The organism is Pseudomonas sp. ML96 (genome assembly GCF_000761545.1).
Lineage (GTDB): Bacteria > Pseudomonadota > Gammaproteobacteria > Pseudomonadales > Pseudomonadaceae > Aquipseudomonas.
The window spans coordinates 26,336-46,768 of the sequence record NZ_JPMY01000042.1 but is presented as its reverse complement, the minus strand read 5'-3'; the positions used below and the strand labels follow the sequence as shown (position 1 = coordinate 46,768).

24 protein-coding genes are annotated in these 20,433 nt (G+C 66.6%); 8 read left to right on the top strand and 16 right to left on the bottom strand.

Annotation, left to right across the window (positions count from 1 at the left end; translation table 11 throughout):
* Nucleotides 1–19: 19 nt before the first annotated feature.
* The 6 genes from IP89_RS20360 to IP89_RS20335 all read right to left on the bottom strand — a co-directional run bounded on the left by IP89_RS20360 (nucleotide 20) and on the right by IP89_RS20335 (nucleotide 3,941).
* Nucleotides 20–721 (bottom strand): DUF2063 domain-containing protein, encoded by a 702-nt coding sequence (locus IP89_RS20360; protein ID WP_043311562.1) that lies wholly within the window; start codon nucleotides 719–721, stop codon nucleotides 20–22.
* Nucleotides 718–1,545: a DUF692 domain-containing protein gene (locus IP89_RS20355; protein ID WP_043311561.1), complete on the bottom strand. Its 828-nt coding sequence runs from the start codon at nucleotides 1,543–1,545 to the stop codon at nucleotides 718–720. Before IP89_RS20355 ends, IP89_RS20360 begins: the two co-directional genes overlap by 4 nt.
* 12 nt (nucleotides 1,546–1,557) lie before the next feature.
* A complete protein-coding gene (locus IP89_RS20350; protein ID WP_043311560.1) occupies nucleotides 1,558–1,866 on the bottom strand; it encodes a hypothetical protein in 309 nt (102 codons plus the stop codon).
* A gap of 107 nt (nucleotides 1,867–1,973) precedes the next feature.
* Nucleotides 1,974–2,204 carry an anti-sigma factor gene (locus tag IP89_RS20345; RefSeq protein WP_043311559.1) on the bottom strand — a complete coding sequence of 77 codons (231 nt, stop codon included), beginning with the start codon at nucleotides 2,202–2,204 and terminating at the stop codon, nucleotides 1,974–1,976.
* Entirely contained in the window at nucleotides 2,198–2,806 is a 609-nt protein-coding gene (locus IP89_RS20340) for an RNA polymerase sigma factor (protein ID WP_043311558.1), read from the bottom strand. The genes IP89_RS20345 and IP89_RS20340 overlap by 7 nt, the downstream gene beginning before the upstream one ends.
* A gap of 10 nt (nucleotides 2,807–2,816) precedes the next feature.
* Nucleotides 2,817–3,941, bottom strand: coding sequence for a beta-ketoacyl-ACP synthase III (locus IP89_RS20335; RefSeq protein ID WP_043311557.1), 1,125 nt, complete (start codon nucleotides 3,939–3,941; stop codon nucleotides 2,817–2,819).
* A gap of 341 nt (nucleotides 3,942–4,282) precedes the next feature.
* Here IP89_RS20335 and IP89_RS20330 point away from each other — a divergent pair, with 341 nt between their 5' ends.
* Nucleotides 4,283–4,954: a LysE family translocator gene (locus IP89_RS20330; protein ID WP_256203174.1), complete on the top strand. Its 672-nt coding sequence runs from the start codon at nucleotides 4,283–4,285 to the stop codon at nucleotides 4,952–4,954.
* Nucleotides 4,955–5,107: 153 nt separating this feature from the next.
* Here IP89_RS20330 and IP89_RS20325 read toward each other — a convergent pair whose 3' ends face one another.
* Nucleotides 5,108–6,073, bottom strand: coding sequence for a lipin/Ned1/Smp2 family protein (locus IP89_RS20325; protein WP_043311555.1), 966 nt, complete (start codon nucleotides 6,071–6,073; stop codon nucleotides 5,108–5,110).
* A gap of 235 nt (nucleotides 6,074–6,308) precedes the next feature.
* On the opposite strand from IP89_RS20325, the gene IP89_RS20320 reads away from it, so the two are divergent.
* Nucleotides 6,309–6,920, top strand: a complete 612-nt coding sequence (locus IP89_RS20320; RefSeq protein WP_043311554.1) for a LysE family translocator — start codon at nucleotides 6,309–6,311, stop codon at nucleotides 6,918–6,920.
* A gap of 3 nt (nucleotides 6,921–6,923) precedes the next feature.
* Here IP89_RS20320 and IP89_RS20315 read toward each other — a convergent pair whose 3' ends face one another.
* On the bottom strand, nucleotides 6,924–7,160 hold the full coding sequence (locus IP89_RS20315; protein WP_043311553.1) for a hypothetical protein: 237 nt from the start codon (nucleotides 7,158–7,160) through the stop codon (nucleotides 6,924–6,926).
* Between the two features lie 51 nt (nucleotides 7,161–7,211).
* A complete protein-coding gene (locus IP89_RS20310) occupies nucleotides 7,212–7,655 on the bottom strand; it encodes a carboxymuconolactone decarboxylase family protein (RefSeq protein WP_043311592.1) in 444 nt (147 codons plus the stop codon).
* Between the two features lie 116 nt (nucleotides 7,656–7,771).
* Here IP89_RS20310 and IP89_RS20305 point away from each other — a divergent pair, with 116 nt between their 5' ends.
* The gene (locus IP89_RS20305; RefSeq protein WP_043311552.1) at nucleotides 7,772–8,686 is read left to right on the top strand and encodes a LysR family transcriptional regulator; all 915 of its coding nucleotides are present in this window, start codon (nucleotides 7,772–7,774) and stop codon (nucleotides 8,684–8,686) included.
* A gap of 85 nt (nucleotides 8,687–8,771) precedes the next feature.
* Nucleotides 8,772–9,497: an ABC transporter substrate-binding protein gene (locus tag IP89_RS20300; RefSeq protein WP_043311551.1), complete on the top strand. Its 726-nt coding sequence runs from the start codon at nucleotides 8,772–8,774 to the stop codon at nucleotides 9,495–9,497.
* Here IP89_RS20300 and IP89_RS20295 read toward each other — a convergent pair.
* From IP89_RS20295 to IP89_RS20285, 3 genes are all read right to left on the bottom strand, one after another.
* Nucleotides 9,494–9,796 carry a hypothetical protein gene (locus IP89_RS20295; RefSeq protein WP_043311550.1) on the bottom strand — a complete coding sequence of 101 codons (303 nt, stop codon included), beginning with the start codon at nucleotides 9,794–9,796 and terminating at the stop codon, nucleotides 9,494–9,496. The genes IP89_RS20300 and IP89_RS20295 overlap by 4 nt on opposite strands.
* Before the next feature lie 68 nt (nucleotides 9,797–9,864).
* Nucleotides 9,865–12,699: an HD domain-containing phosphohydrolase gene (locus IP89_RS20290; RefSeq protein WP_043311549.1), complete on the bottom strand. Its 2,835-nt coding sequence runs from the start codon at nucleotides 12,697–12,699 to the stop codon at nucleotides 9,865–9,867.
* Nucleotides 12,700–12,802: 103 nt separating this feature from the next.
* Complete coding sequence (locus tag IP89_RS20285) at nucleotides 12,803–13,240, bottom strand: hypothetical protein (RefSeq protein WP_043311548.1); 438 nt, start codon at nucleotides 13,238–13,240, stop codon at nucleotides 12,803–12,805.
* Between the two features lie 138 nt (nucleotides 13,241–13,378).
* Here IP89_RS20285 and IP89_RS20280 point away from each other — a divergent pair, with 138 nt between their 5' ends.
* Nucleotides 13,379–13,744 (top strand): hypothetical protein, encoded by a 366-nt coding sequence (locus IP89_RS20280; protein ID WP_043311547.1) that lies wholly within the window; start codon nucleotides 13,379–13,381, stop codon nucleotides 13,742–13,744.
* 54 nt (nucleotides 13,745–13,798) lie between these two features.
* Here IP89_RS20280 and IP89_RS20275 read toward each other — a convergent pair whose 3' ends face one another.
* The 4 genes from IP89_RS20275 to IP89_RS20260 all read right to left on the bottom strand — a co-directional run bounded on the left by IP89_RS20275 (nucleotide 13,799) and on the right by IP89_RS20260 (nucleotide 18,005).
* Complete coding sequence (locus IP89_RS20275; protein WP_043311546.1) at nucleotides 13,799–14,887, bottom strand: extracellular solute-binding protein; 1,089 nt, start codon at nucleotides 14,885–14,887, stop codon at nucleotides 13,799–13,801.
* 9 nt (nucleotides 14,888–14,896) lie between these two features.
* Nucleotides 14,897–16,006 (bottom strand): agmatine deiminase, encoded by a 1,110-nt coding sequence (aguA, locus tag IP89_RS20270; protein ID WP_043311545.1) that lies wholly within the window; start codon nucleotides 16,004–16,006, stop codon nucleotides 14,897–14,899.
* A 97-nt stretch (nucleotides 16,007–16,103) separates the two neighbouring features.
* Nucleotides 16,104–16,991: a LysR substrate-binding domain-containing protein gene (locus tag IP89_RS20265; RefSeq protein WP_043311544.1), complete on the bottom strand. Its 888-nt coding sequence runs from the start codon at nucleotides 16,989–16,991 to the stop codon at nucleotides 16,104–16,106.
* Between the two features lie 63 nt (nucleotides 16,992–17,054).
* Nucleotides 17,055–18,005 carry a GlxA family transcriptional regulator gene (locus IP89_RS20260; RefSeq protein ID WP_043311543.1) on the bottom strand — a complete coding sequence of 317 codons (951 nt, stop codon included), beginning with the start codon at nucleotides 18,003–18,005 and terminating at the stop codon, nucleotides 17,055–17,057.
* A gap of 128 nt (nucleotides 18,006–18,133) precedes the next feature.
* Here IP89_RS20260 and IP89_RS20255 point away from each other — a divergent pair, with 128 nt between their 5' ends.
* The 3 genes from IP89_RS20255 to IP89_RS20245 all read left to right on the top strand — a co-directional run bounded on the left by IP89_RS20255 (nucleotide 18,134) and on the right by IP89_RS20245 (nucleotide 20,392).
* On the top strand, nucleotides 18,134–18,763 hold the full coding sequence (locus IP89_RS20255) for a cysteine hydrolase family protein (RefSeq protein ID WP_043311542.1): 630 nt from the start codon (nucleotides 18,134–18,136) through the stop codon (nucleotides 18,761–18,763).
* Between the two features lie 195 nt (nucleotides 18,764–18,958).
* Nucleotides 18,959–19,231, top strand: a complete 273-nt coding sequence (locus IP89_RS20250; protein WP_043311541.1) for a DUF2790 domain-containing protein — start codon at nucleotides 18,959–18,961, stop codon at nucleotides 19,229–19,231.
* Between the two features lie 291 nt (nucleotides 19,232–19,522).
* Entirely contained in the window at nucleotides 19,523–20,392 is an 870-nt protein-coding gene (locus IP89_RS20245; RefSeq protein WP_177326911.1) for a tetratricopeptide repeat protein, read from the top strand.
* Nucleotides 20,393–20,433 lie beyond the last annotated feature (41 nt).

Genomic DNA, 20,433 nt, shown 5'->3' with positions numbered 1-20,433 from the left:
AGGCGGCAGGCCCAACCCTTCAGGTATTAGGTGGAAACCAGATGTCCTGGCGTTGCCAGTCGTCCAGCAACGCGCGGGCATTGGCGAAGTAGTGCTTGTCGGCTGCCAGACCACTGGCCTCGGCCAGGTCCAGCAAGGCTTCCAGGTGGGGTTGCCCGGCCTGCAGACGCAGGGCCAGGTGGTAGGCGAAAGGCGACAGCTGCTGGAAGCGCACGCGTTCCTGGGCATCGCGCCAGGCCAGTAGGCAGGTCGGCTCGGCCGGTGGCTCGGCGGGACGGTAGTCGCCGCTCAGGCGCTGTACCGGCCAGACATATGCCAGCGGCCAGGCCAGCGGCGACCAGCCCTGCAGCGGCAACGTCTCGGTGGCGATATCCAGAGCCAGCTCGACGCGCTCGTAGTGCGCCAGCTCGGCGAGAAACGGCGGATCGTCCGGCTCCGCACCGCCCCCCATCTCCAGCCAGTCGACGAACTCGCCACCAATCTGCAGGAAATACGGCGTAGCAGCCCGATGCCCGCTGAGAAAAGCCCGCACCAGGCGCTGCCGGCGCGGCTCGCCGAGAATCTGGCAAAGCACCGGAAAACCGCTGCGGATGAAGCCGTCGAGGTTGTTGAAGAACAGCTCCTCGTACACCGCCATGCGCTCGGCGGGCACGCCCTGCACCAGCGGCGTTTCAGGCTGGCGGATGCGCGCGGCGAAGGCCTGCTGGTCGTGCTGACTCATCGCCCGACCTCCCCTTGCAGCGCGCGGATGCGCCCCACCTCGGCATACAACTCGGCCATTGGCGGGAAGTTGAAGTCACGTTCCAGTAACGTCGGGCGTACACCATGCACTGCATAGGCATGCGCCAGCAGCACCCATACCGGGTCGTCCACCGGCGCGCCGTGGGTGTCGATCTTCAGGTCAGCGGCCTGGTCCATGTGCCCGGCCACGTGCAGATAGGCGATGCGCTCGCTGGGCATCGCCGCGATATAGGCATGCGGGTCGAAGCCGAAGTTATGGGCGTTGACCTGCACGTTGTTGACGTCCAGCAGCAAGCTGCAGTCGGCCTCCTCCAGCACTGCGCGGACGAAGTCGATCTCGCCCAGCTCGCCGGGCAGGCGCGCATAGGCCGAGACGTTCTCGATGATCAGCGGCCGCTCCAGCACCTCTTCGACCTGGCGAATCCGCGCAGCAACGTGCAGCACCGCCTCATCGCTGAACGGCAGCGGCATCAGGTCGTACAGCTGGCCGTCGTCGGCGCATGCCGACAGGTGCTCGCTGTAGCCGCGGATGCCGTGCTCGTCGAGGAAGGCCTTGATCGCGCGTAGCAGCTCGAGATCCAGCGGCACGTAGCCGCCGAGGTTGAGGGACAGGCCGTGGCAGAGGAACGGCAGGCGCTCGGTCAGTGCGCGCAGCTGGCGGCCGAAACGGCCGCCGACGCCAATCCAGTTCTCCGGCGCGATCTCGAGGAAATCCACCTGCTCGGCCGCGCTTTCCTGCAGCTCGCCGAGCAGACCACGACGCAGGCCCAGGCCCGCGCCGCTGACGAAGTTGCCGTTGGCCATGTCCCGTCGCCCTTACTCGGCCTTCTCGCCGCCACACTTGCCCTCGTGGCCGGCCTTGCCTTCCTCGCCGCAGCTACCTTCCTTGCTCGCCTTGTCGCCGCCGCACTTGCCTTCCTCGGCCTTGTCGGCCGCCTTGCCCTGCATCTCGGCGCCACACTTGCCCTCGCCACAGGAGCCTTCCTGGCTCTTCTCCTGCGCCGCCAGGCTGTAGCCGCTGGCCAGTTCCTGGGCGGCGAAGGGATTGCTGCCAGCCTGGGCGACGAAGGTGGTGCCGAGCAGGGCTGCGCCCAAGGTGATGGCGATGGAATTGCGCTGTTTCATGGAGTCTCTCCAGTCGTGATTGTTGTACGAGGAGCGCCTGGCTCCTTCGCAACACTAGACGGAGGTCGATGCGGGTCGTTACAGCGCGACGGGAAAAAATTTGCGAATCAGGATTCGCGCTGCTGGCGGGCGAGTTTCTCGGCCAGGGCGTCGAGCTCTGGAATCGCCTCGTCCGGCAGTTGGCGCAGCACCGCCTGGCTCAGCTTGAACTGGCGAATGAAGCGCCGGCAATGACTGCACATGGCCAGGTGCGCACGCACGCTGATGCGCTCGCGCAGGCGCAGTTGGCCGTCGAGATAGTCGCTGGAATGGGCCACCAGTTCCTTGCAGCTCAGCATTGGCCGGTCTCCTCGAAATGCTCCAGGGTGGCGAACACCTTGAGCCGGGCGCGGTGCAGCAGTACCCGCAGATTGGAGAGCGAGATATCGAGAAGATTACAAATCTCCTCGGGCTCCAGGCCCTGGCGTTCGTGCAGCAGCAATACGCTGGCCTGCAGCTCGGAGAGGCTGGCAATGGTCTTCTCCAGGCATTCGCGCAGCTCGGCCTCGGCCAGCAGCGCCTCCGGGGTGTCCAGTTCCCACTGGCTGGGCGGGGTCTGCCAGTGGCCGTCTTCGGCGAAACGCTCGGCCCCGACGCTGCCATGCGGCGCCGGCAGGTCATCGAGCAGCGGCTCGCGGCGCTGCTGGCGCAGGCGGCTCTTGGCGGTATTGGCGGTGATGGTCAGCAGCCAGGTCTTCAGGCTGGAGCGGGCCTGGAAGCCGCCGAGGTTGCGCACCACGGCCAGCCAGGCGTCCTGCACCACTTCGTCGGCATTGCGACTGCCGACGATGGCGAAGGCCACGGCGCGCATGGCGCCCTGGTAGGTCGACACCAGCTCGCGGAAGGCGCGCTGCTCACCGGCCAGCAGGCGGGCGAGCAGCTCGGCGTCGGTCCCTGACATGCCGCGCGGATCAGCCCTTGCGGCGCAGGATCACGCTGCCGATGGAATAACCGGCACCGAACGAGCTGAGCACGCCCAGGCTGCCGGCCGGCAGGTCGTCCTGGTTCTTGTGGAAGGCGATCACCGAACCGGCGGAGCTGGTGTTGGCGTAAGTGTCGAGGATCACCGGCGCCTCGTGCGCTTCGGCGTCGCGGCCGAGCAGCTTACGGGCGATCAGCAGGTTCATGTTGAGGTTGGCCTGGTGCAGCCAGAAACGCTTCACGTCGCCGACGTTCAGCTGGTTCTCGGCCAGGTGGGCGCCGATCAGTTCGGCCACCATCGGGCAGACGTCCTTGAACACCTTGCGGCCTTCCTGGACGAACAGTTTGTCCTTGGCGCCGATGCCCTCTTCCGCCGCGCGGTTGAGGAAGCCGAAGTTGTTGCGGATGTTGTTGGAAAACTGGGTCAGCAGCTTGGTGCCGAGAATGTCCCACTGATGCGGCGAGGTGGCCTGGTCGGCACGCTCGATGATCACCGCGGTAGCGCCGTCGCCGAAGATGAAGTGGCTGTCGCGGTCGCGGAAGTTCAGGTGACCGGTACAGATCTCCGGATTGACCATCAGCACGGCACGGGCCTGGCCGGTGGCGATGGCGTTGTTGGCGGCCTGGATGCCGAAGGTGGCCGAGGAACAGGCCACGTTCATGTCGTAGCCCCAGCCGTCGATGCCCAGGGCGGCCTGCACTTCGATGGCCACGGCCGGGTAGGCGCGCTCCAGGTTGGAACAGGCGACGATCACGCCGTCGATGTCAGCCACGGTGCGGCCAGCGCGCTCCAGCGCCTGCTTGGCGGCGGCCACGGACATCTCGCAGAGAATGCCCCACTCCTCGTTGCTGCGCTGCGGCAGACGCGGGGTCATGCGCTGCGGGTCGAGGATGCCGGCCTTGTCCATCACGTAGCGGCTCTTGATGCCGGAAGCCTTCTCGATGAAGGCGCTGTTGGACTCGGTCAGCGCCTCGATCTCGCCACGCTCGATGGCGGCGGCGTTGTCGACGTTGAACTGTTGAACATAGGCATTGAAGGAGGCCACCAGCTCGTCGTTGGAGATGCTGTTGGCGGGGGTGTACAGGCCAGTGCCACTGATTACGGCTTTGTGCACGGGACATTCCTCTTCTTCTGGCCGCCCGAAGCGGCGAGCTTGACGGTTGCACCCCAGCCCAGGCCGGTGGCGCGAATTCGGTTGCAGCGGTGGCGCGAACCAGGCAGTGGCACAGCACGCTGCAAAGAGCGGAGTGTGCCATAGCCGGGGCCTGCGGCGCTGCCATGGCGAAGCGGCACCGACTGGCGGCGCGCGCCCAGGTGTTCAGGAGATGCACGATCCGGCGGGAAAGACACAGGACTTATGCGGCTATTTTCGGCAATTACGTCATAAACACGCGAGAACTCACGCGCGATACCGACACACAGGCGCTTTGACCGGCCACTCAGGAAGGCGCAGCATTGAGCCTCCTCACCACCAGGACCCACCCGGCCATGCTCGGCACCCACGACCTCGCCCTGTTCGTCATTTCCGGCCTGTTGCTGAACATGGCCCCCGGCCCCGACTCCCTGCTGATCATGGCGCGCAGCGCCACCCAGGGCTGGCGCGCCGGTTCGGCGGCGGCACTGGGTATCGGCGCCGGCACCTGCGTGCACATAGTCGCCGCCGCGCTGGGCATGTCCGCCCTGCTCGCCACCTCGGCCACGGTCTTCATGGTGGTCAAGCTGATCGGCGCGGCCTACCTGCTGTACATCGGCATCGGCATGCTGCTGGCCAAGCGCAAGGAGGCGGTCGAACCCGAAGCCAACGAACTACCGCCGCAGCCCTACGGGCGCATCTTCGCCCAGGGCTTCCTGACCAACGTGCTCAACCCCAAGGTGGCGCTGTTCTTCCTCGCCTTCGTGCCGCAGTTCATCAGCCCGGATGCCGAGCACAAGGCCCTGGCCTTCCTCCTGCTGGGCGCCATCTTCAACATCAACGGCATGCTCTGGTGCCACTTCCTGGCGCTGACCACCGCCTTCGCCCAACAGCGCCTGCAGATCGGGCGGCGTGTCGGCCTGTGGCTGGAGCGCTGCACCGGCGGCCTGTTCACCCTGCTGGGCGTGAAGCTGGCCCTGGCCGACCGGGTCTGAAAGCCTGTTTCGAAGACGCTGCGCGTCGGCCATGCGTCGTTGGAATCGGCCTCGGGCTGCTCATTTACACCTCGTAAACTCCGCACCCTCGGCCGCTTCCGCCTAGCCTGGCGCTAGCTCGCGCTCCCGAAAAAGGCTTTCTCAGTCACGACATCAGTTGCAGTTGGCCGGCGGAGTCGCCGCCACCACGGTGCTGTAGTGATAGCTGTAGTCACCACCGACCGACTGGGTGCCGCTGGTTCCGGCGTACTGGCCGATGATCCAGGTCTGCGCCTTGGGAATCCCGCCATCGGCATAGGCGGCGATATCGGTAGTGGCGTTGCCATAGGCGCGCACGATATTCAGGCCGACCTGTTCGCGCAGGTACTTCACGTAGTTGGTCTTGTGCGCCTGGGTATCCGGCGGGATCGGCCCGTCGCCATAGGGGTTGGAGCGGTAGTGCCACTGCGGGATGCCTTGGGTGTCGAACCACTGCCGCGCATCCTTGGTCACCCAGTACGGCCGCGCAGTGAGGAACACCAGCTGGTAGCCCTTGTCGCGATAGGCCTTCACCGTCTGCGGCGCGTAGTAGTAGGCCTGCGCGGTCTTCACCCCGACATAGTCGGCGTAGGCCTCGAAGTCGTTGATGGTCAGGGTGCCGTCGATGTCGAACAGCACCGCCGGGCGATTCGGATCGACCACGCTGAGGTAGCCGTCGACCTGGCTGAGATCACCCTCGACCACGAAGCGCACGCGGTACTCGCCCACCGGCCGGGCGCCGAGCGCGACGTTGATCTTGCCGTCGCTGTCGGTGGTGTAGCGGCCCAGGTAGCTCCAGCCGTTCATGCCGGTGCCGTACAGGTAGGCGTGCACGTACTCGCCCTCCAGATCCTTGTGCAGCACCGCGTCATAGTCGAACTTGGCGGTGATGGTGGCGGCCTGGCCGCTACGTACCATCTGGTCGTGGACCATGTGCCAGGGCTTGTACAGGCCGGCCAGCACTTGGCTGCCGAAATTGCGGAAGTTCTTCTTCGCCGGCTTGCTGAAGCTCGGCGGGTTGGCGGGACTCTGGAAGTCGGGGCACTGGGCGCTGACCTGGGCACTGACGGCCAGCAGGGTGAGGGCTGCGAGAGCACGCATCGCTACATTTCCTTATGGTTCGTTGTTGTTATGGCGCATCCCCAGACCGGGGAGCGCTAGAAGTTAAGCAGCGATTGTTAACCCAACATGAATGCCCGCAGCGCCACACCGTCGTGCCGCAAACGCCAGCGGCTCTAGCGCGCCATTGCGGCACGCGCGCGACCTGCTCGGCTTGTGACCGGCATCACCTTCGGTTAGCGTCAGCAGCATCCCTCGACTTCATTCGGCAGCTTCCATGGCCCTGCACATCTGGCTGATCTATCTCACCGCCGTCTTCGGCCTGTCGCTGACGCCCGGCCCCAACGGCCTGCTCGCCCTCACCCACGGTGCGCTCTACGGCCACCGCCGCGCGCTATGGACAGTCACCGGCGGCATGCTCGGCTTCGTCCTGCTGATGGCCCTGTCGATGTTCGGCCTGGCCGCCCTGCTCAAGGCCTCGGCACATGCCCTGCTGGTGCTCAAGTGGGTCGGTGCCGCCTACCTGATCTGGCTCGGCATCCAGCTCTGGCGCGCACCGGCGCTGCACCTCACGCCACTGGAATCGGCCGCGCCGCGCCCGGGCATCCAGCTGTTCCGCCAGGGTCTGTTGTCAGCCCTGTCCAACCCCAAGGTGATCCTGTTCTTCGGCGCCTTCCTGCCGCAGTTCATCGACCCGGCGCGCAACCTGTGGCTGCAGTTCGCGCTGATGGCCGCCACCTTCGCCATCGTCGAGGGCGTGGTGGAATACCTGCTGGCGCGCACCGCGCAGCGCACCCGACCCTGGCTGGAACGAGCCGGGAGTGGCTTCAATCGTTGCTGCGGCGGGTTGTTCGCGGCGATGGGCCTGGCCCTGCCGTTGACGCGCTGAGCCTCAGCCCGCCAGATCGTAAACAGGCTGCGCGGCGGCGAAGTTCAGCCGCCTGACCCAGCCGCAGCCCAGCAACGCACCGCAGAGGCGCTCGGCCGCGGCCGACTCCTCCAGCCACAGCAGCCAACCGGCTGGCCGTGGCTCCAGGCGCCATGCACAGGACTCGCCCAGCGCTGCCAGGCGCTGGCGCACCAGCGACTCATCCAGAGTCAGCGTCTCGATCAGCACGGCATGCAGCATGGTGACCTCCGGCCCGCGCGGGTGGTGATGGGAGTGCAGCGGCTCAGCGCCTCACAGCGCCGGCTGCATGGCGAAACCGACACCGAAGCGGTTCCAGGCGTTGATCGTGGCGATGGCCAGGGTCAGTTCGGCGATCTCGCTCTCGTCGAAGTGCCTGGCCACTTCCGCGTACACCGCATCCGGCGCATGCCGCTCGGCCAGCAGGGTCAGGGTATCGGTCCACAGCAGCGCGGCACGCTCGCGCTCGCTGAAGAACGGCGCCTCCTCCCACACGCCCAGCGCCAGCAAGCGCCGCGCCGACTCGCCCTGCTGCAGCGCATCGCTGCTGTGCAGGTCCACGCACAGGGCGCAGCCATTGAGCTGCGAAGCACGCACCTTGATCAGCTCGCGCAGCGAAGCCTCCAGGCCGAAGGCGGCTTGGGCCTGCTCCAGGGCGTAGATGGCCTTGAACACGTGGGGAGCGGTCTGGTGATAGTTGTTGCGTTTGCTGGTCATCATGCTGGCGTCTCCAAAGTAGGCCGGCGTCGTGCCGGGATTGGTCGCCACTGTATTGCTCGGCGTTTACGAGATAAATTGGCCTTACTCGTAAACATTGTGCGGAGAAACGGACAATGGCCTTTGACCGCCTGGAAGCCATGCGCGCCTTCTGCCGCATCGTCGAGCTCGGCAGTTTCACCCGCGCCGCCGAAGCCATGGGCCTGGCCAAGACCACGGTGTCCGGCCAGGTGCTGGCGCTGGAAACGCAGCTCGGCGTCAAACTGCTGCACCGCACCACCCGCCGCGTATCGCCGACCACCGATGGCAGCGCCTACTACGAGCGCGTCCGCGCCGTGCTGGAGGACCTCGACGAGCTGGAAAGCAGTGTCTCGCACAGTCGTGGCGTGGCCCATGGCCGGGTCAAGGTGGAGATGCCCTCGCCGGTCGGGCGCTTCCTGGTCATCCCCGCCCTGCCCGACTTCGTCGCCCGCCACCCGCTGGTGCGCCTCGACGTCGGCTGCAGCGAGCGCGTCGTCGACCTGGTTCAGGAAGGTGTGGACTGCGCCATCCGCGGCGGCCCGGTCAACACCCCGGACCTGGTCTGCCGGCCGATCGGACAGATGCGCTTCATCGTCTGCGCCACGCCCGGCTACCTGGCCCAGCACCCGCCACTGGAGCACCCCAGCCAGCTCGCCAACCTGCGCTACCTGGCCTTCGTCTTTCCCGGCAGCGGCCGGCAGAAGGTCAATGTGCTGCGCCGCGGCGAGGAGAGTTTCCTTATCGAGCAGGAGCCGGCGATGCGCTTCAACAGCGGCGGTGCCTATATCGCCGCTGCCGAGGCCGGCCTGGGCTTCGCCACGGTGCCCGCCGCCGAGGCGCAGCAACCGCTGGCCGAGGGCAAGCTGGTGGAAGTCCTGCCGGACTGGCAGCTCGAGAGCATGACCATGAGCCTGGTCTACCCCTACTCGCGGCACCTCTCGGCGCGGGTTCGCGCCTTCACCGACTGGGCCTGCGAGCTGATGCTCAACGACCCGCTCTGGCGCCCCTAGCATGAACCTTGCAGCCACCCTCGCGGCGGTTAAGCTGTGCTCCAAGCGCGCCACCCGCTCGCCCACCCTCATGTCCGGGAGCCCCATGCGTCTGCTGCCCATCGCGTTGCTGCTGTTCTGCGCCCAAGTCCTGGCCGAGGAGCGCCCCATCCGCTTCTCGGTAACCGAGAGCTGGGCCATGCCGATGATGCGCTACGACGCCCAGGGCCAAGCGGCTGGCGGCATCCTTTTCGACCTGCAAAGCCGTCTGGCGCAGAAGATCGGCCGCCGCGCCGAGATGCCGGTGCTGCCGCGCCGGCGCGTGCAGCAGATGCTGGTGCGCGGCCAGATCGACGTGCGCTGCTACGTCAATCCAGCCTGGCTGGAAGAGTCGCACCACCAGTACATCTGGAGCGTGCCGTTCATGGTTCAGCGCGACCTGATCGTCGGCCGCGCCAAGGAGATCGAGCGGCCGGGGCAACGCGACGGCGACCTGATCGGCACCGTGCTGGGCTTCAGCTATCCACGCCTGGAGCCGCTGTTTGCCAGCGGCCACCTGCACCGCGACGATGCGCGCACGCAGAAGCTGGTGCTGGAGAAACTGGAGGCCGGGCGCTACCGCTTCGCCGTCAGCAATGAAATGACCCTGGACTGGTTCAACAGCCAGCAACCCCCGCCTCGCCGCCTGCAGCGCCTCGAGGAAATCTCCGCCGATGTGGTCGCCTGCCTGGTACGCGACGAACCGGACGTGCCGACCATGCCGCTACTGCGCGCGCTGGTGCAGATGAGCAACGCCGGCGAGTTCGAGCAGATACTCGACCGCTACCGCTAGCCCTGCCCACCCAGCGCCTGCAGGCACTGCTGCGACACCTGCTGCAGGCGCTTGATCAGCGGTTCGGGCAGGTCGGCCTTCTCCAACGCGGCAACCTCGGCGGTGCTGAAGTCGCGGTCGATGCGCGTCACCGTGCATTTGCAGTAGAGCCCGGCGCGCTCCTGGCCCAAGGCCTCGCCCGCGCTCTTCACGCAGCCCTGCTGGAAGGTGTCGCGCACACCCGCCGGCCACTCGGCGGCCAGCACCGGCATGGCGGAGAACAACAAGGCGACCCAGGCAACTCGTGCGATACCGACCATCGTGCATCCCCCAGTGATGTGCATGCTGCAGTTGAGGCCATCGCGGGCGGCAAGGCAAGCCCCGCGCCTCACGCCGCCGCAGGCGGCACGAACTGGCTCAGGTCGCGAGCATCCAGCTGATCTTCGTCCAGGTAACGCTGCGCATACTCCAGGCACGCTCCCGAGGCGACGAAGATACGGAACAGTTCGCGATCCAGATGGCCCTCCTCGCACATGCTGCGCATGATGCGTAGCGCCTGGCTCAAGGTCTTGCTCGGCTTGTAGGGCCGGTCGCGCGCGGTGAGCGCCTCGAACACATCGGCGATCGCCAGCATGCGCGCCTGCGGGCTGAGCTGCTCGCCGGTCAGGCCGCGCGGATAGCCCTTGCCGTCGATGCGCTCGTGGTGGCCACCGGCGATCTCCGGTATCGCCGCCAGCTCCGGCGGAAACGGCAAGGCGGTGAGCATGCGGATGGTCTGCACGATGTGCTCGTTGATCTTGTAGCGCTCCTCCTCGGTCAGCGTGCCGCGGCGGATCGACAGGTTCTTCAGCTCGCCACGGTCGTACAGCAGCTCCGGGATCGGCATGCGGAAGCCCCAGGGATTGTCCGCCTCGTAGCGCTCGCTGGCGCGCCGCTCGACACACTGCTCGGGGCGATCGGCCAGCAGCGGCTCCAGCACGGGCACTGCCACCAGCGGCTGGCGTTCCTTGCGCTGGCGCTCCTCGCCGGAGATGCCCAGGCGATCATCCAGGGTGCGCAGCCAGGTGCGCTGGGCGATCCGCTGCAGGCGCTGCAGACGCTCGTCGTCGACGAAGCCGGTGTTGCACTCGGCGACGAAGGCGAATTCCTCGTCCAGCGTGGCCAGCAGTTGATCACGTGCGGCGCGGGCCTGAGCCTCGTCGGTGCCGGTCTGCACGGCCCGCAGGTAGTCGATCTCGGCATCGCGCTTGAGCACCTCGAAGCGCATGCGCACCTCATGGATGCGATCGTAGAGGGTCTCCAGCTTGGTCGCCTTGTCCACCACGTACTCCGGCGTGGTGACCTTGCCGCAGTCGTGCAGCCAGGTGGCGATATGCAGCGCCTGCCAGTCGTGCTCGTTCATGGCGAAGCTGGCGTAGGGGCCATGGCTTTCCGCGCAGGCCGCTGCGGCCAGCAGGCGCGCCGCCTCGGGCACCCGCGAGCAGTGACCGCCGGTGTAGGCGCTCTTGGCATCGATGGCGCTGGCAATCAGCTGGATGAAGGACTCGAACAGCGCCTTCTGCCGTTCCAGCAGGCCACGCGTCTCCAGGGCCAGCGCGGCGAAGCCGGCCAGTGCCTCGATGAAGCGCACCTCGTTATGCGCTGGCGCATGTTCGAAGAACAGCACCAGCACCCCAGCACCGTGCCCCTGGCGGGTGAACAGCGGCACGGCCACGCTGAGGCTGGGCGGCAAGCCGAGCGCGGCGCTGGCCTGCGGGTCCGCCTCGCGCAGCTCGGAATGGCGCGAGCGCATGGCATCGCTCACCGCGAACGACGGCGCATCGCTGGCCACCTCCAGCACGCGCGCGCCCCAGCGCCCCGCCATCAGGCGCGGGGGGGTGTCGGCACTGTGCTTCACATAGAGCAGGCCACCGATAGCCTGACAGGCCTCGGTGGTAATGCGCAGCAGGGTCGGCAGCAGGCGCTCGAAGTCGCGTTCGTCGTTGAGCTGCAGGGCCAGCTCGACGAAGCGCTGCTGGGTCACCCGGCTGTGATTCAGGTTCGCCGCCAACTGGCGTACCTCGACGATGCGGGTGGGCAGCTCCAGTGGCTCGTTGAACTCGAAGTTGTTCAGCCGCTCCGCGGCGGCAGCCAGGCGCAGGATGGGATCGACCAGGAAACCGGACAGCCAGACCGCCACGGGCAGGCTGAGCAGCAGGATAACCAGGGTCTGCAAGAGGATGGCGTTGCGGATATCACGGGCGTCTTTCAGCAACTCGTCGGCAGGTATGGCGATGCCCAGGTACAGCGGCCCGCCGCTCTTGTGCGGCAGGCTCAGTCGTTGCAGGTACCAGTCGCGCCGATCACCCGAGAACTGCTGCATTTTCCCTTCGGGCATTTCCACCAGCTGGGCCAGGGCTTGCAGGCCGAGCTTCCGGGCATCTACCCCTCCCTCCAGGTCCTTGAGGAAGTCTTCACCCCGATCCGATGCGATCACCATGCCTTGCTCATCGAGCAACAGCATGCGCGTCGAGGATGTCAGGCGATATCTGCCCAGCACCTCGTTGAGCAGGGCATGGCGAAAATCGGCAGCCGCGACGAACTGGCGATCCTGGGTGGCCATTGCCACCGTGTAGCCGCGCTCACCGCTGCTGAAAAACGTATAGGCGCCGGTACGAATCAGCTCATGGCTGGCCATGGCCTGGGTATACCAAGCCCGCTGGCGCGGGTCGAGGCCGGCAACTTCCGCATCGGCATGCCGGGCCAACTCGTTCAGCTCGAGATCGAAATACAGGCGCAGCGCCTGCACCTTGTCCCCAGCCCGCACGATACTCAGTGCGACATAGGCGCTATTGGCCGGGGCAGTATTGTCCAGGGGCTGTTGCGCGCGGCGGACATAGAACAACGAGCCGCTGGTATCGGCAAAGTAGAACCCCCTGGCTGCCGACGAGGTATGCAACATGGTCGCCATGAAGGGCAGCGCGCGCAGCTGCCCTTCAACCGCATCCATGCGCGGCAGGCGGCTAAGCCCGAGCAGCTCGACGCCGGAACGCACCGGAGCGGTAAGACGGAAGAACTCGCGAGTGGCGGCAGCGCCCACATCGACAGCCCTGGTCAGCGCCTGACGCCGAATCGCATCGGCGCTGCGCTCATAGGCCAGCAGCGCGGTAAGCGCTCCGATGCCGCAGATCAGCAGGAGGAAGGTGACGATGATCAGGGAACGAAGTCGGAAGCTGGTCGGCATGGCGCAATCCCTGGCGGCTAGAGAGGACTCCTGCCCGGGACAGACACGCTGGACCAGCCGGGGGCTACCAGCAGTCTAGTAGCCCTCCCCTGGGTTGCCCGTCTCAGGGCTGCGGCGGATTGGCATCCGGGCGAATGTCGAAGCCGCCTTTGTTCTCGCTGACCACGTGGAAGTACTGGGTGCTGCCCGGCGTCACCTTCACCGCCAGCTCCTTGTGCAGGCGCCCCATGCCGCACAGAGTGTCGTCCATCTTGTCGACGGTCAGGCCCAACACGCGGGTGCCGGCCGGCACGTTGAAGCTAACCACCTCGGCCATGGCGATACGCGCCGCCAGCTTGCGATCCACTTCCAGGGCCACGTAGCAACCGCCGCCCATCACGCCCATGTCGCGGTTGACGATCAGTCGGCCGCCGTTCGGTTGCTCGTCCTGGTATGCCAGCAGGCGATCGCTGGGTACCGGCGTGATGTTCTCGGCATCGGGGCGGAACGACGAACAACCAGCCAATACAACCAGGGGAAGAACAGCGAGCAATGAACGCATGGGAGCCCTCCTTGGGCATACCTGGGGTCGGCCCAGTATTGGCGGTTAGGCGCCGCGGCTCAAGTACCCGGCAGAATCCCTGAACCTGGCGCACGCTTCCGGCCTCTACAGGCCAACAGCACGCGCGAGGAGAACGAGATGAAAGCAATGCTTATCTGCGGCGGCCTGGCCGCCTGCCTACCGCTACTGGCATTGGCCGATGGCGAGATCAGCGAGCAGCTCAACGGCCTGCAGATCGAAACCAGCAGCAGCCCGCTGACGGCCCAGGACAACACCGGCGCCGCCGGCCCGGTCACCGGCAACGCCACCCTGTTGCTCAAGCTGACCAACCGCGATACCCAGATAGTGGAATGCGTGGTCGATCCCGGCCCCACCGCCACCGAACCGCAGCAGCAGCGGGCCCAGCTGGCACCCGGCGAGAGCGCCACCCTGCGTGTGGAAGCCCGTGCCGGAGGCCAGCAGAGCGACGCCCGCCTGACCTGTACCCCGGCCGGCGCCTCCTGACAGCGCCACTCCCCCGCCAGCCCCGCTCATGGGGCTGGCATATTTCTGTTCGCGCTACAGCCCCGATTTCAGCTTGCTGAAGGCGCGGGTCAGGGCGCGGTTGAAGGCCGGGCTGTTGTCGTTCTTGGTGTACAGCTGCGCACGCACCTCGGCCGGCGGATAGGTACCCGGATCGGCGAGGATCGCCGGATCGACCGTGGCATTGGCCGCCGGCACCGCGTTGGCGTAGTAGATGGTGTTGCTGATGGCACCGATCACCGCGGGCGTCATCAGGTGGTCCATCAGCGCCAGCGCTTCCTGGGGATGCGGCGCATCCTTCGGCACCACCATGGCGTCGAACCAGATCAGCGTGCCTTCACGCGGAATGCTGTAGTGCAGGCTGTACGGTTTGCCGGCCTGTTGCGCCTGGCCGGCGGCGATCGACACGTTGCCGTTCCACGACATCGCCAGGCAGGTATCGCCGTTGGCCAGGTCGGCAATGTTGCGGTCGTTGTCGAAGTAGCGAATGTATGGCCGCACCTTGGCCAGGTGCGCCTCGGCGCGCTTGAGGTCGTCGAGGTTCTGCTGGTTGATGTCCAGGCCCAAGTAGCGGAAGGTCGCGGCGAATACTTCGTTGGGGTCGTTGAGGAAGCTCACCCCGCAGTCGGCGAACTTGGCCACCACGGCCGGGTCGAGCAGCATCGCCCAACTGTCGGTCGGCGCATTGGCCAGGCGTTTGGCGATGGCCTCCTGCTGATAGCCGAAGCCGGTGGTGCCCCACACGTAGAGGCCGGCGTAGCGGTTGCCCGGATCGAACGCCGCCATGTGCGTGGTGAACTCCGGTGCCAGCCCGGTGAAGTGCGGTAGCGCCGCCTTGTCCAGCGGCTGCAGGGCATCGCTGCTGATCGCCCGCTGCAGGTGCTGGCCGGCGGTCAGCACCAGGTCGTAGCCGCTGCGCCCGGTGAGCAGCTTGGTCTCCACGGTTTCCAGCGAGTCGAAGTGATCGACCACCACCTTGATCCCGGTCTTCTGCTCGAAGGACGACAGGGTGTCCGGCGCCAGGTACTCGTTCCAGATGTACAGGTTGACCTGCTTGGCCGGCTCCGCCGCCTGCACTTGCGCGCAGACAGCCAGGGCCAGAGCCGCGATGGCATGCAGCTTCATGCTGGCCTCCTAGCGCTTGGGCGCCGCATATTGCGGCATGGTGATGCAGGCGACGTTGCCACCGCCGAGCAGGATTTCCCGCGAGTTCTCGATGCCGAGGATGCGGTGCTTGGGGAACAGCTCGGCCAGGGTGGCCTGGGCGATGCGGTCGCACGGATCGTTGAACAGCGGCAGGACGATGGCCGAGTTGCCGGCGTAGTAGTTGATATAGGAGGCGCAGATCTGCGTGCCGGCCTGGCGCGTGTGGGTCGCGTCATCCTGATCCAGGCCCTCGGCCTCCTCGGCCGTCCACTCCAACACCCGCGGTTGCGGCAGCTTGTGAATCTCCAGCTCACGACCCTGGGCGTCGCGGGTGCTGCGTAGGATGTCGTAGGCCTCCTGGTAGATCTCCCACTGCGGGTCGTTGCGATCATCGGTCCATTGCATCACCACCACGCCAGGGCGGACGAAGCAGGCCAGGTCGTCGATATGACCGTCGGTTTCGTCGAATTTGCAGCCACGCGGCAGCCAGATCACCTGTTCGGCGCCCAGGTAGTCCTGCAGACGACGGGTCACCTCGTCCTTGCCCAGGTGGGCGTTGCGGTTGCGGTTGAGCAGGCACTGCTCGGTGGTCAGCAGGGTGCGCTGGCCATCCGTCTGGATACCGCCCATCTCGGCGATGAAGGGCGCGCGGTAGCGGTCGTAGCCTTCGATCTCGAGGATCTTCTGGGCGATCTGGTCGTCCTTGTCCCACGGATAGTAGAGACCGCCGTCGAGGCCGCCGTAGGCGTTGAACTCGAAGTCGACACCGCGCACTTCGCCGCTGTCGTCATTGATCAGGAAGGCCGGGCCGCTGTCGCGGAACCAGGTGTCGTTGCAGGTCATCTCCACCACCCGCACATGGGCCGGCAGCTGGCGACGGGCGTTGGCGTACTGGCTGGCCGAGGCGCACACGGTCACCGGCTCGCTGCTGGCGATGGCGCTGACGATCTCCACCCAGACCTTCTGCGCCGGCTTGGCGCCGTTGCGCCACACGTCGGTACGCTCCGGCCAGCCGAGCCAGCAGCGGGCCTTGGGTTCGAATTCACCGGGCAGGCGGAAGCCGTCGGCTTTGGGCAGGGAGGTCAGGGAACGGGCCATTACTAGGTACTCGTCGGTGGCTGTTGGATAGCTCGACAGTACCCGTGGCAGAGCGGCCGCGACCAATGACCATTATCGCGGGATAGATGAATCCAATTCAGATATCAGCCAGCTGATCGGTGAACCATTCGACGAACTGCGCCACTGCCGGCTTCTCCAGACGCAGGCGCTCGCACACCAGCGCGTATTGCCCGAGCGACGCCACCTGGGCAGCGAATGGGCGAACCAGGCGCCCACTGGCCAGGTCCTCGGCACTGGTCAGGTTGTCGCCGATGGCCACGCCCTGTCCTCTTGCCGCGGCTTCCATGGTCAGCCCGGCATGGCCCAGGTACAGGTGGCGCGCCGGCTGGATGTCGCCGGCGTGGGTGGTCAGCCAGGCGGTCCAGGTCTTGCCGTCCTGATCGTCGTGCAGCAGGCAGTGCCGCGCCAGGTCGCGCGGGTGTTTGAGTGGCAGTTGGTTGAACAGGCCGGGGCTGCACACCGGGAAGAACTGCAGGGTCGGCAGCGGCCGCACGAAGTAGGCGCTGGCGTCCTCCGGACCGGTGCCGTAGGTGATCGCCAGGTCGATTTCGGCGCCCGGCAACGGAGCCTCCAGCGGCTGATCGTGCAGGTGCAGGGTGATCTGCGGGTGACGCTCAGAGAAGTCCGCCAGGCGCCCGACCAGCCACTTCTGCGCCAGCTCCACGGTCACCGCGACACGCAGTTGCGCCTGCGAGCCGGGGTCACGCAACTCGTCGCAGGCTTCGCCGATCAGCTCGAAGGCCTGCTGCAGGCTGCGCAACAGGCGCCGCGCTTGAGGCGTGGGACGCACCTGGCGGCCGTCGCGCTGGAACAGCGCAGTGCCGAGTTGCTCCTCAAGCTGGCGAATCTGGTGGCTGACCGCGCTATCGGTGACGCACAGCTCGGCGGCAGCGCGGCCGAAGTGGGCGTGACGTGCGGCGGCCTCGAAGGTGCGCAGGGCGGTGAGTGAAGGCAGGCGGCGCATGGCGATCCGGTTCCGGCAAAAGCCGTCATCCTTGCCCAGCGCCGCGCTCCGCGTCCAGCCCGATCAGTGCCCCTGGAAGGTCTGCCGCCAGGCGCTGGGCGACACACCGAAGGCGCGGCCGAAGTGATGCCGTAGCGATACCGGCGAGCCGAAGCCGGCCAGACCGGAGATAGCCTCCACGCTCTGCTCGCTGCTCTCCAGCAAGCGCTGGGTCAGGGCTAGGCGCTCAGCCAGCAGCCAGTCACCCACCGTCATGCCCGTGAGTTGACGGAAGTGCCGGGTGAAGGTGCGCCGGCTCATCAACGCGCGCTCGGCCAGGCTGTCCAGGCTATGCGGCAGGTCTAGATGGGCGCGCACCCAGTCCAGCAGGCCGGCCAGGCGATCGTCGCGGGAGGTAGCCGGCAGCGGCTGCTCGATGAACTGCGCCTGGCCGCCCTGGCGATGCGGCGGCACCACCAGGCGCCGCGCTACCCGGTTGGCCAGCTCGGCGCCGTGCTGCTGGCGCAGCAGGTGCAGGCAGCAGTCGATGCCGGCGGCGGTGCCGGCCGAGGTCAACAGGCCGCCATCGTCCAGGTACAGCACATCGGCGTCCACCGTCACGTTCGGGAAGCGCTCGGCGAAGTCGCGAGCCCAGGCCCAGTGGGTGGTGGCGCGCAAGCCATCGAGCAGGCCCGCCTCGGCCAGCACGTAGGCGCCCAGGCACAGGCCGACCAGCCGAGTACCGCGCGCATGGGCCGCCACCAGGGCGTCCAGCAACGCCTGCGGCGGGCGCTCGTCCGGGTCATGCCAGCTCGGCACGATGACCGTCTGCGCCCACTGCAACGCCTCCAACCCGTGTTCGACCTGCAGGGCGAAACCGGCGGTGGTCGGCAATGCGCCCGGCGCACTGGCGCACACGCGCAGCTCGTACAGCTCGGCACCCGAACCCAGGTCGCCGAATACCAGGCAGGGCACGGACAGGTGGAATGGCGTGATGTGGTCGAAGGCGACCACGGCGATGCGGTGGGCAGACATGGCGTTGTCCCGATCCGGAGATTTGGCCCGATCTTAGCGCAAGCTGGCTTCAGGGCCACTCACGGCGACAGGCGCGACGGGCGAACAATCTGCCCATCGACCACCACCACGCAAAACAAGAGGAACCCATCATGAGCAAGCAACCGAAACGCGCCCTGATCGTCATCGACGTACAGAACGAATATGTCACCGGCAACCTGCGTATCGAGTACCCGCCCATCGAGCAGTCGATGGCGAACATCGGCCGCGCCATGGACGCCGCCACCGCCGCCGGCATTCCGGTGATCGTCATCCAGCACCTGCTGCCGGAAAGCGCGCCGATCTTCGCCACCGGCAGCCACAACGCCGAGCTGCACCCACTGGTGGGCGAGCGCCCGCGTGATCACTTCATCCAGAAGCAGATGGCCAGCTCCTTCGCCGGCACCGACCTGGCCGCCTACCTCAAGCAGCACGACATCGACACCCTCAGCGTGATCGGCTACATGACCCACAACTGCGACGACTCCACCGTGCGTCAGGCCCACCACGAAGGCTGGAACGTCGAGCTGCTGCACGACGCCGCCGGCTCGCCGCCCTATAGCAATGCCATGGGCTCGGCCACCGCCGAGGAGATCCACCGGGTGTTCACCGTGGTCATGCACACCGGCTTCGCCGCCGTGCTCAGCACCGATGATTGGCTGAAGGCGCTGGAGACCGGCGAGGTGCCGCAGCCGGACAACATCTACCTGTCCAACCAGCGCGCGCTGCAGGCGCGCTGAACGAGCCGGCATCGACACCACTGATGCCCACTAGCACAAGCATCGATTTCTGCCGGCCCGGCCGGCGATGGTTTGATTAGCCCCGTAGAGCGAACCGCCGCAAGCGGCCTCGGCGACCCGCGCAGCACAGCCTGCGCACACCCGACCGAGCAGCTGCCGGTGACCTCGGCCCACTATCGACAGGAGAACATCAGCATGAAAATCGCATCCATCGTTTCCGCCCTGATCTCCAGCATCGCCCCGCTGGCCTTCGCCGACGACGCCGGCAAGATCGGCACCGGTGTGCCGGTGCAGGACTACCACTACGGCATGCAGCTCGACGTCGCCAGCGTCCTGCAACGCACCGACAACTCGCAGAAGACCGGCGTGGTGCCTAGCGTGATGGTCTACCGCGACAGCCAGGGCGAAGTGCACAAGGTGCGCTACCTGGAATGGGGCGGCCGCAGCAGCGACAGCCACAACGGCTAAACGCACGGCACCGGGCCGCACTGCCCCTTCGAGATGCCGCGACCGGCCAACGGCGCGGCACCAAGGACGAGTAACCACAACAGCAGAAGGGCGTACCAGTCAGTGGTACGCCCTTTTTCATGCTGGCCAGCTGGCCAGTGCCGCGACCCAGGCCGCGCTTCGGCATCGGGCAGCTTGTCTGCTGGCCGGCAAACTGGCTAAGGTCGCCCACCCGCGAAACGTCTGTTCGACGTCACCCGCACCCCAAGGAAGGCCCCGCCGGCCAAACCGGCCACCCATAGGATGGAATCCATGCGCCCTCTGTTTCGCACCCTCGCCCACACCATCAGCGGGCTGCCCCTGCTCATCTGCCTTGGCGCCCAGGCCGAAGTCGCCCCTGGCTGCCAGGTAGAGATCGAGCACGAACCGCAAAGCATCGCTGAATACCAAAGCAAAGCCGACGCAGGAGATGCCTGCGCCCAGTTCAACATCGGCTACTCCTACTACACCAACCAGGACTACCCGAACACCGAACTCTGGTATGCCAAGGCCGCCGAGCAGGGCATCAGCCGCGCCGCCTTCGAGATCGCCATGCTCTACCGCGATAATCTACTGCCGGGCGGCAAGGAGCACACCCTGCACTGGCTAGAGCAAGCCGCAGAACAAGGCCTGGCCATGGCCCAGACCGAGCTGGGTTACCAATACCTGGAGGATCGGCAGAGCGCCGAGGAACTGTTCATTGCCATGAGCTGGCTGGAGAAAGCCGCCGAGCAAGGCGACGCACAGGCCCAGTACCTGCTGGGCGAACAGTACTGGTCCGAGAGCCGCGGCACGCTGGATATGTATGCCAGCATGAGTTACGACGAAGCCACCGAGCGCTTTACGGCGAGCGATAGCAAGGCGCTGTACTGGCTGTGCAAGGCAGCGCAGAACGGTAACGAGTTTGCTCAGTTCAGCCTCAGCGAAGCCTACAGCCGCGGCAATGGAAGTGGCATGCCGGTCGATCAGATACAGAGCCAGCTCTGGCTGGAAAAGGCCGCAGCCAACGGCGACGAGGATGCCATCGCCATCCTCAAGAACGATCTCGCCAGCTGGCAGACCAAGGCCGAGCTGTGGGTCAAGCGGCAACTGGGCGACGCTGAGCCACGCTGCCCGGAAGTTGCCCTGGCCCTGCCGCAATAACTCCCTGGCAATAAAAAGGGCGCGCCGACATCAGCGGCGCG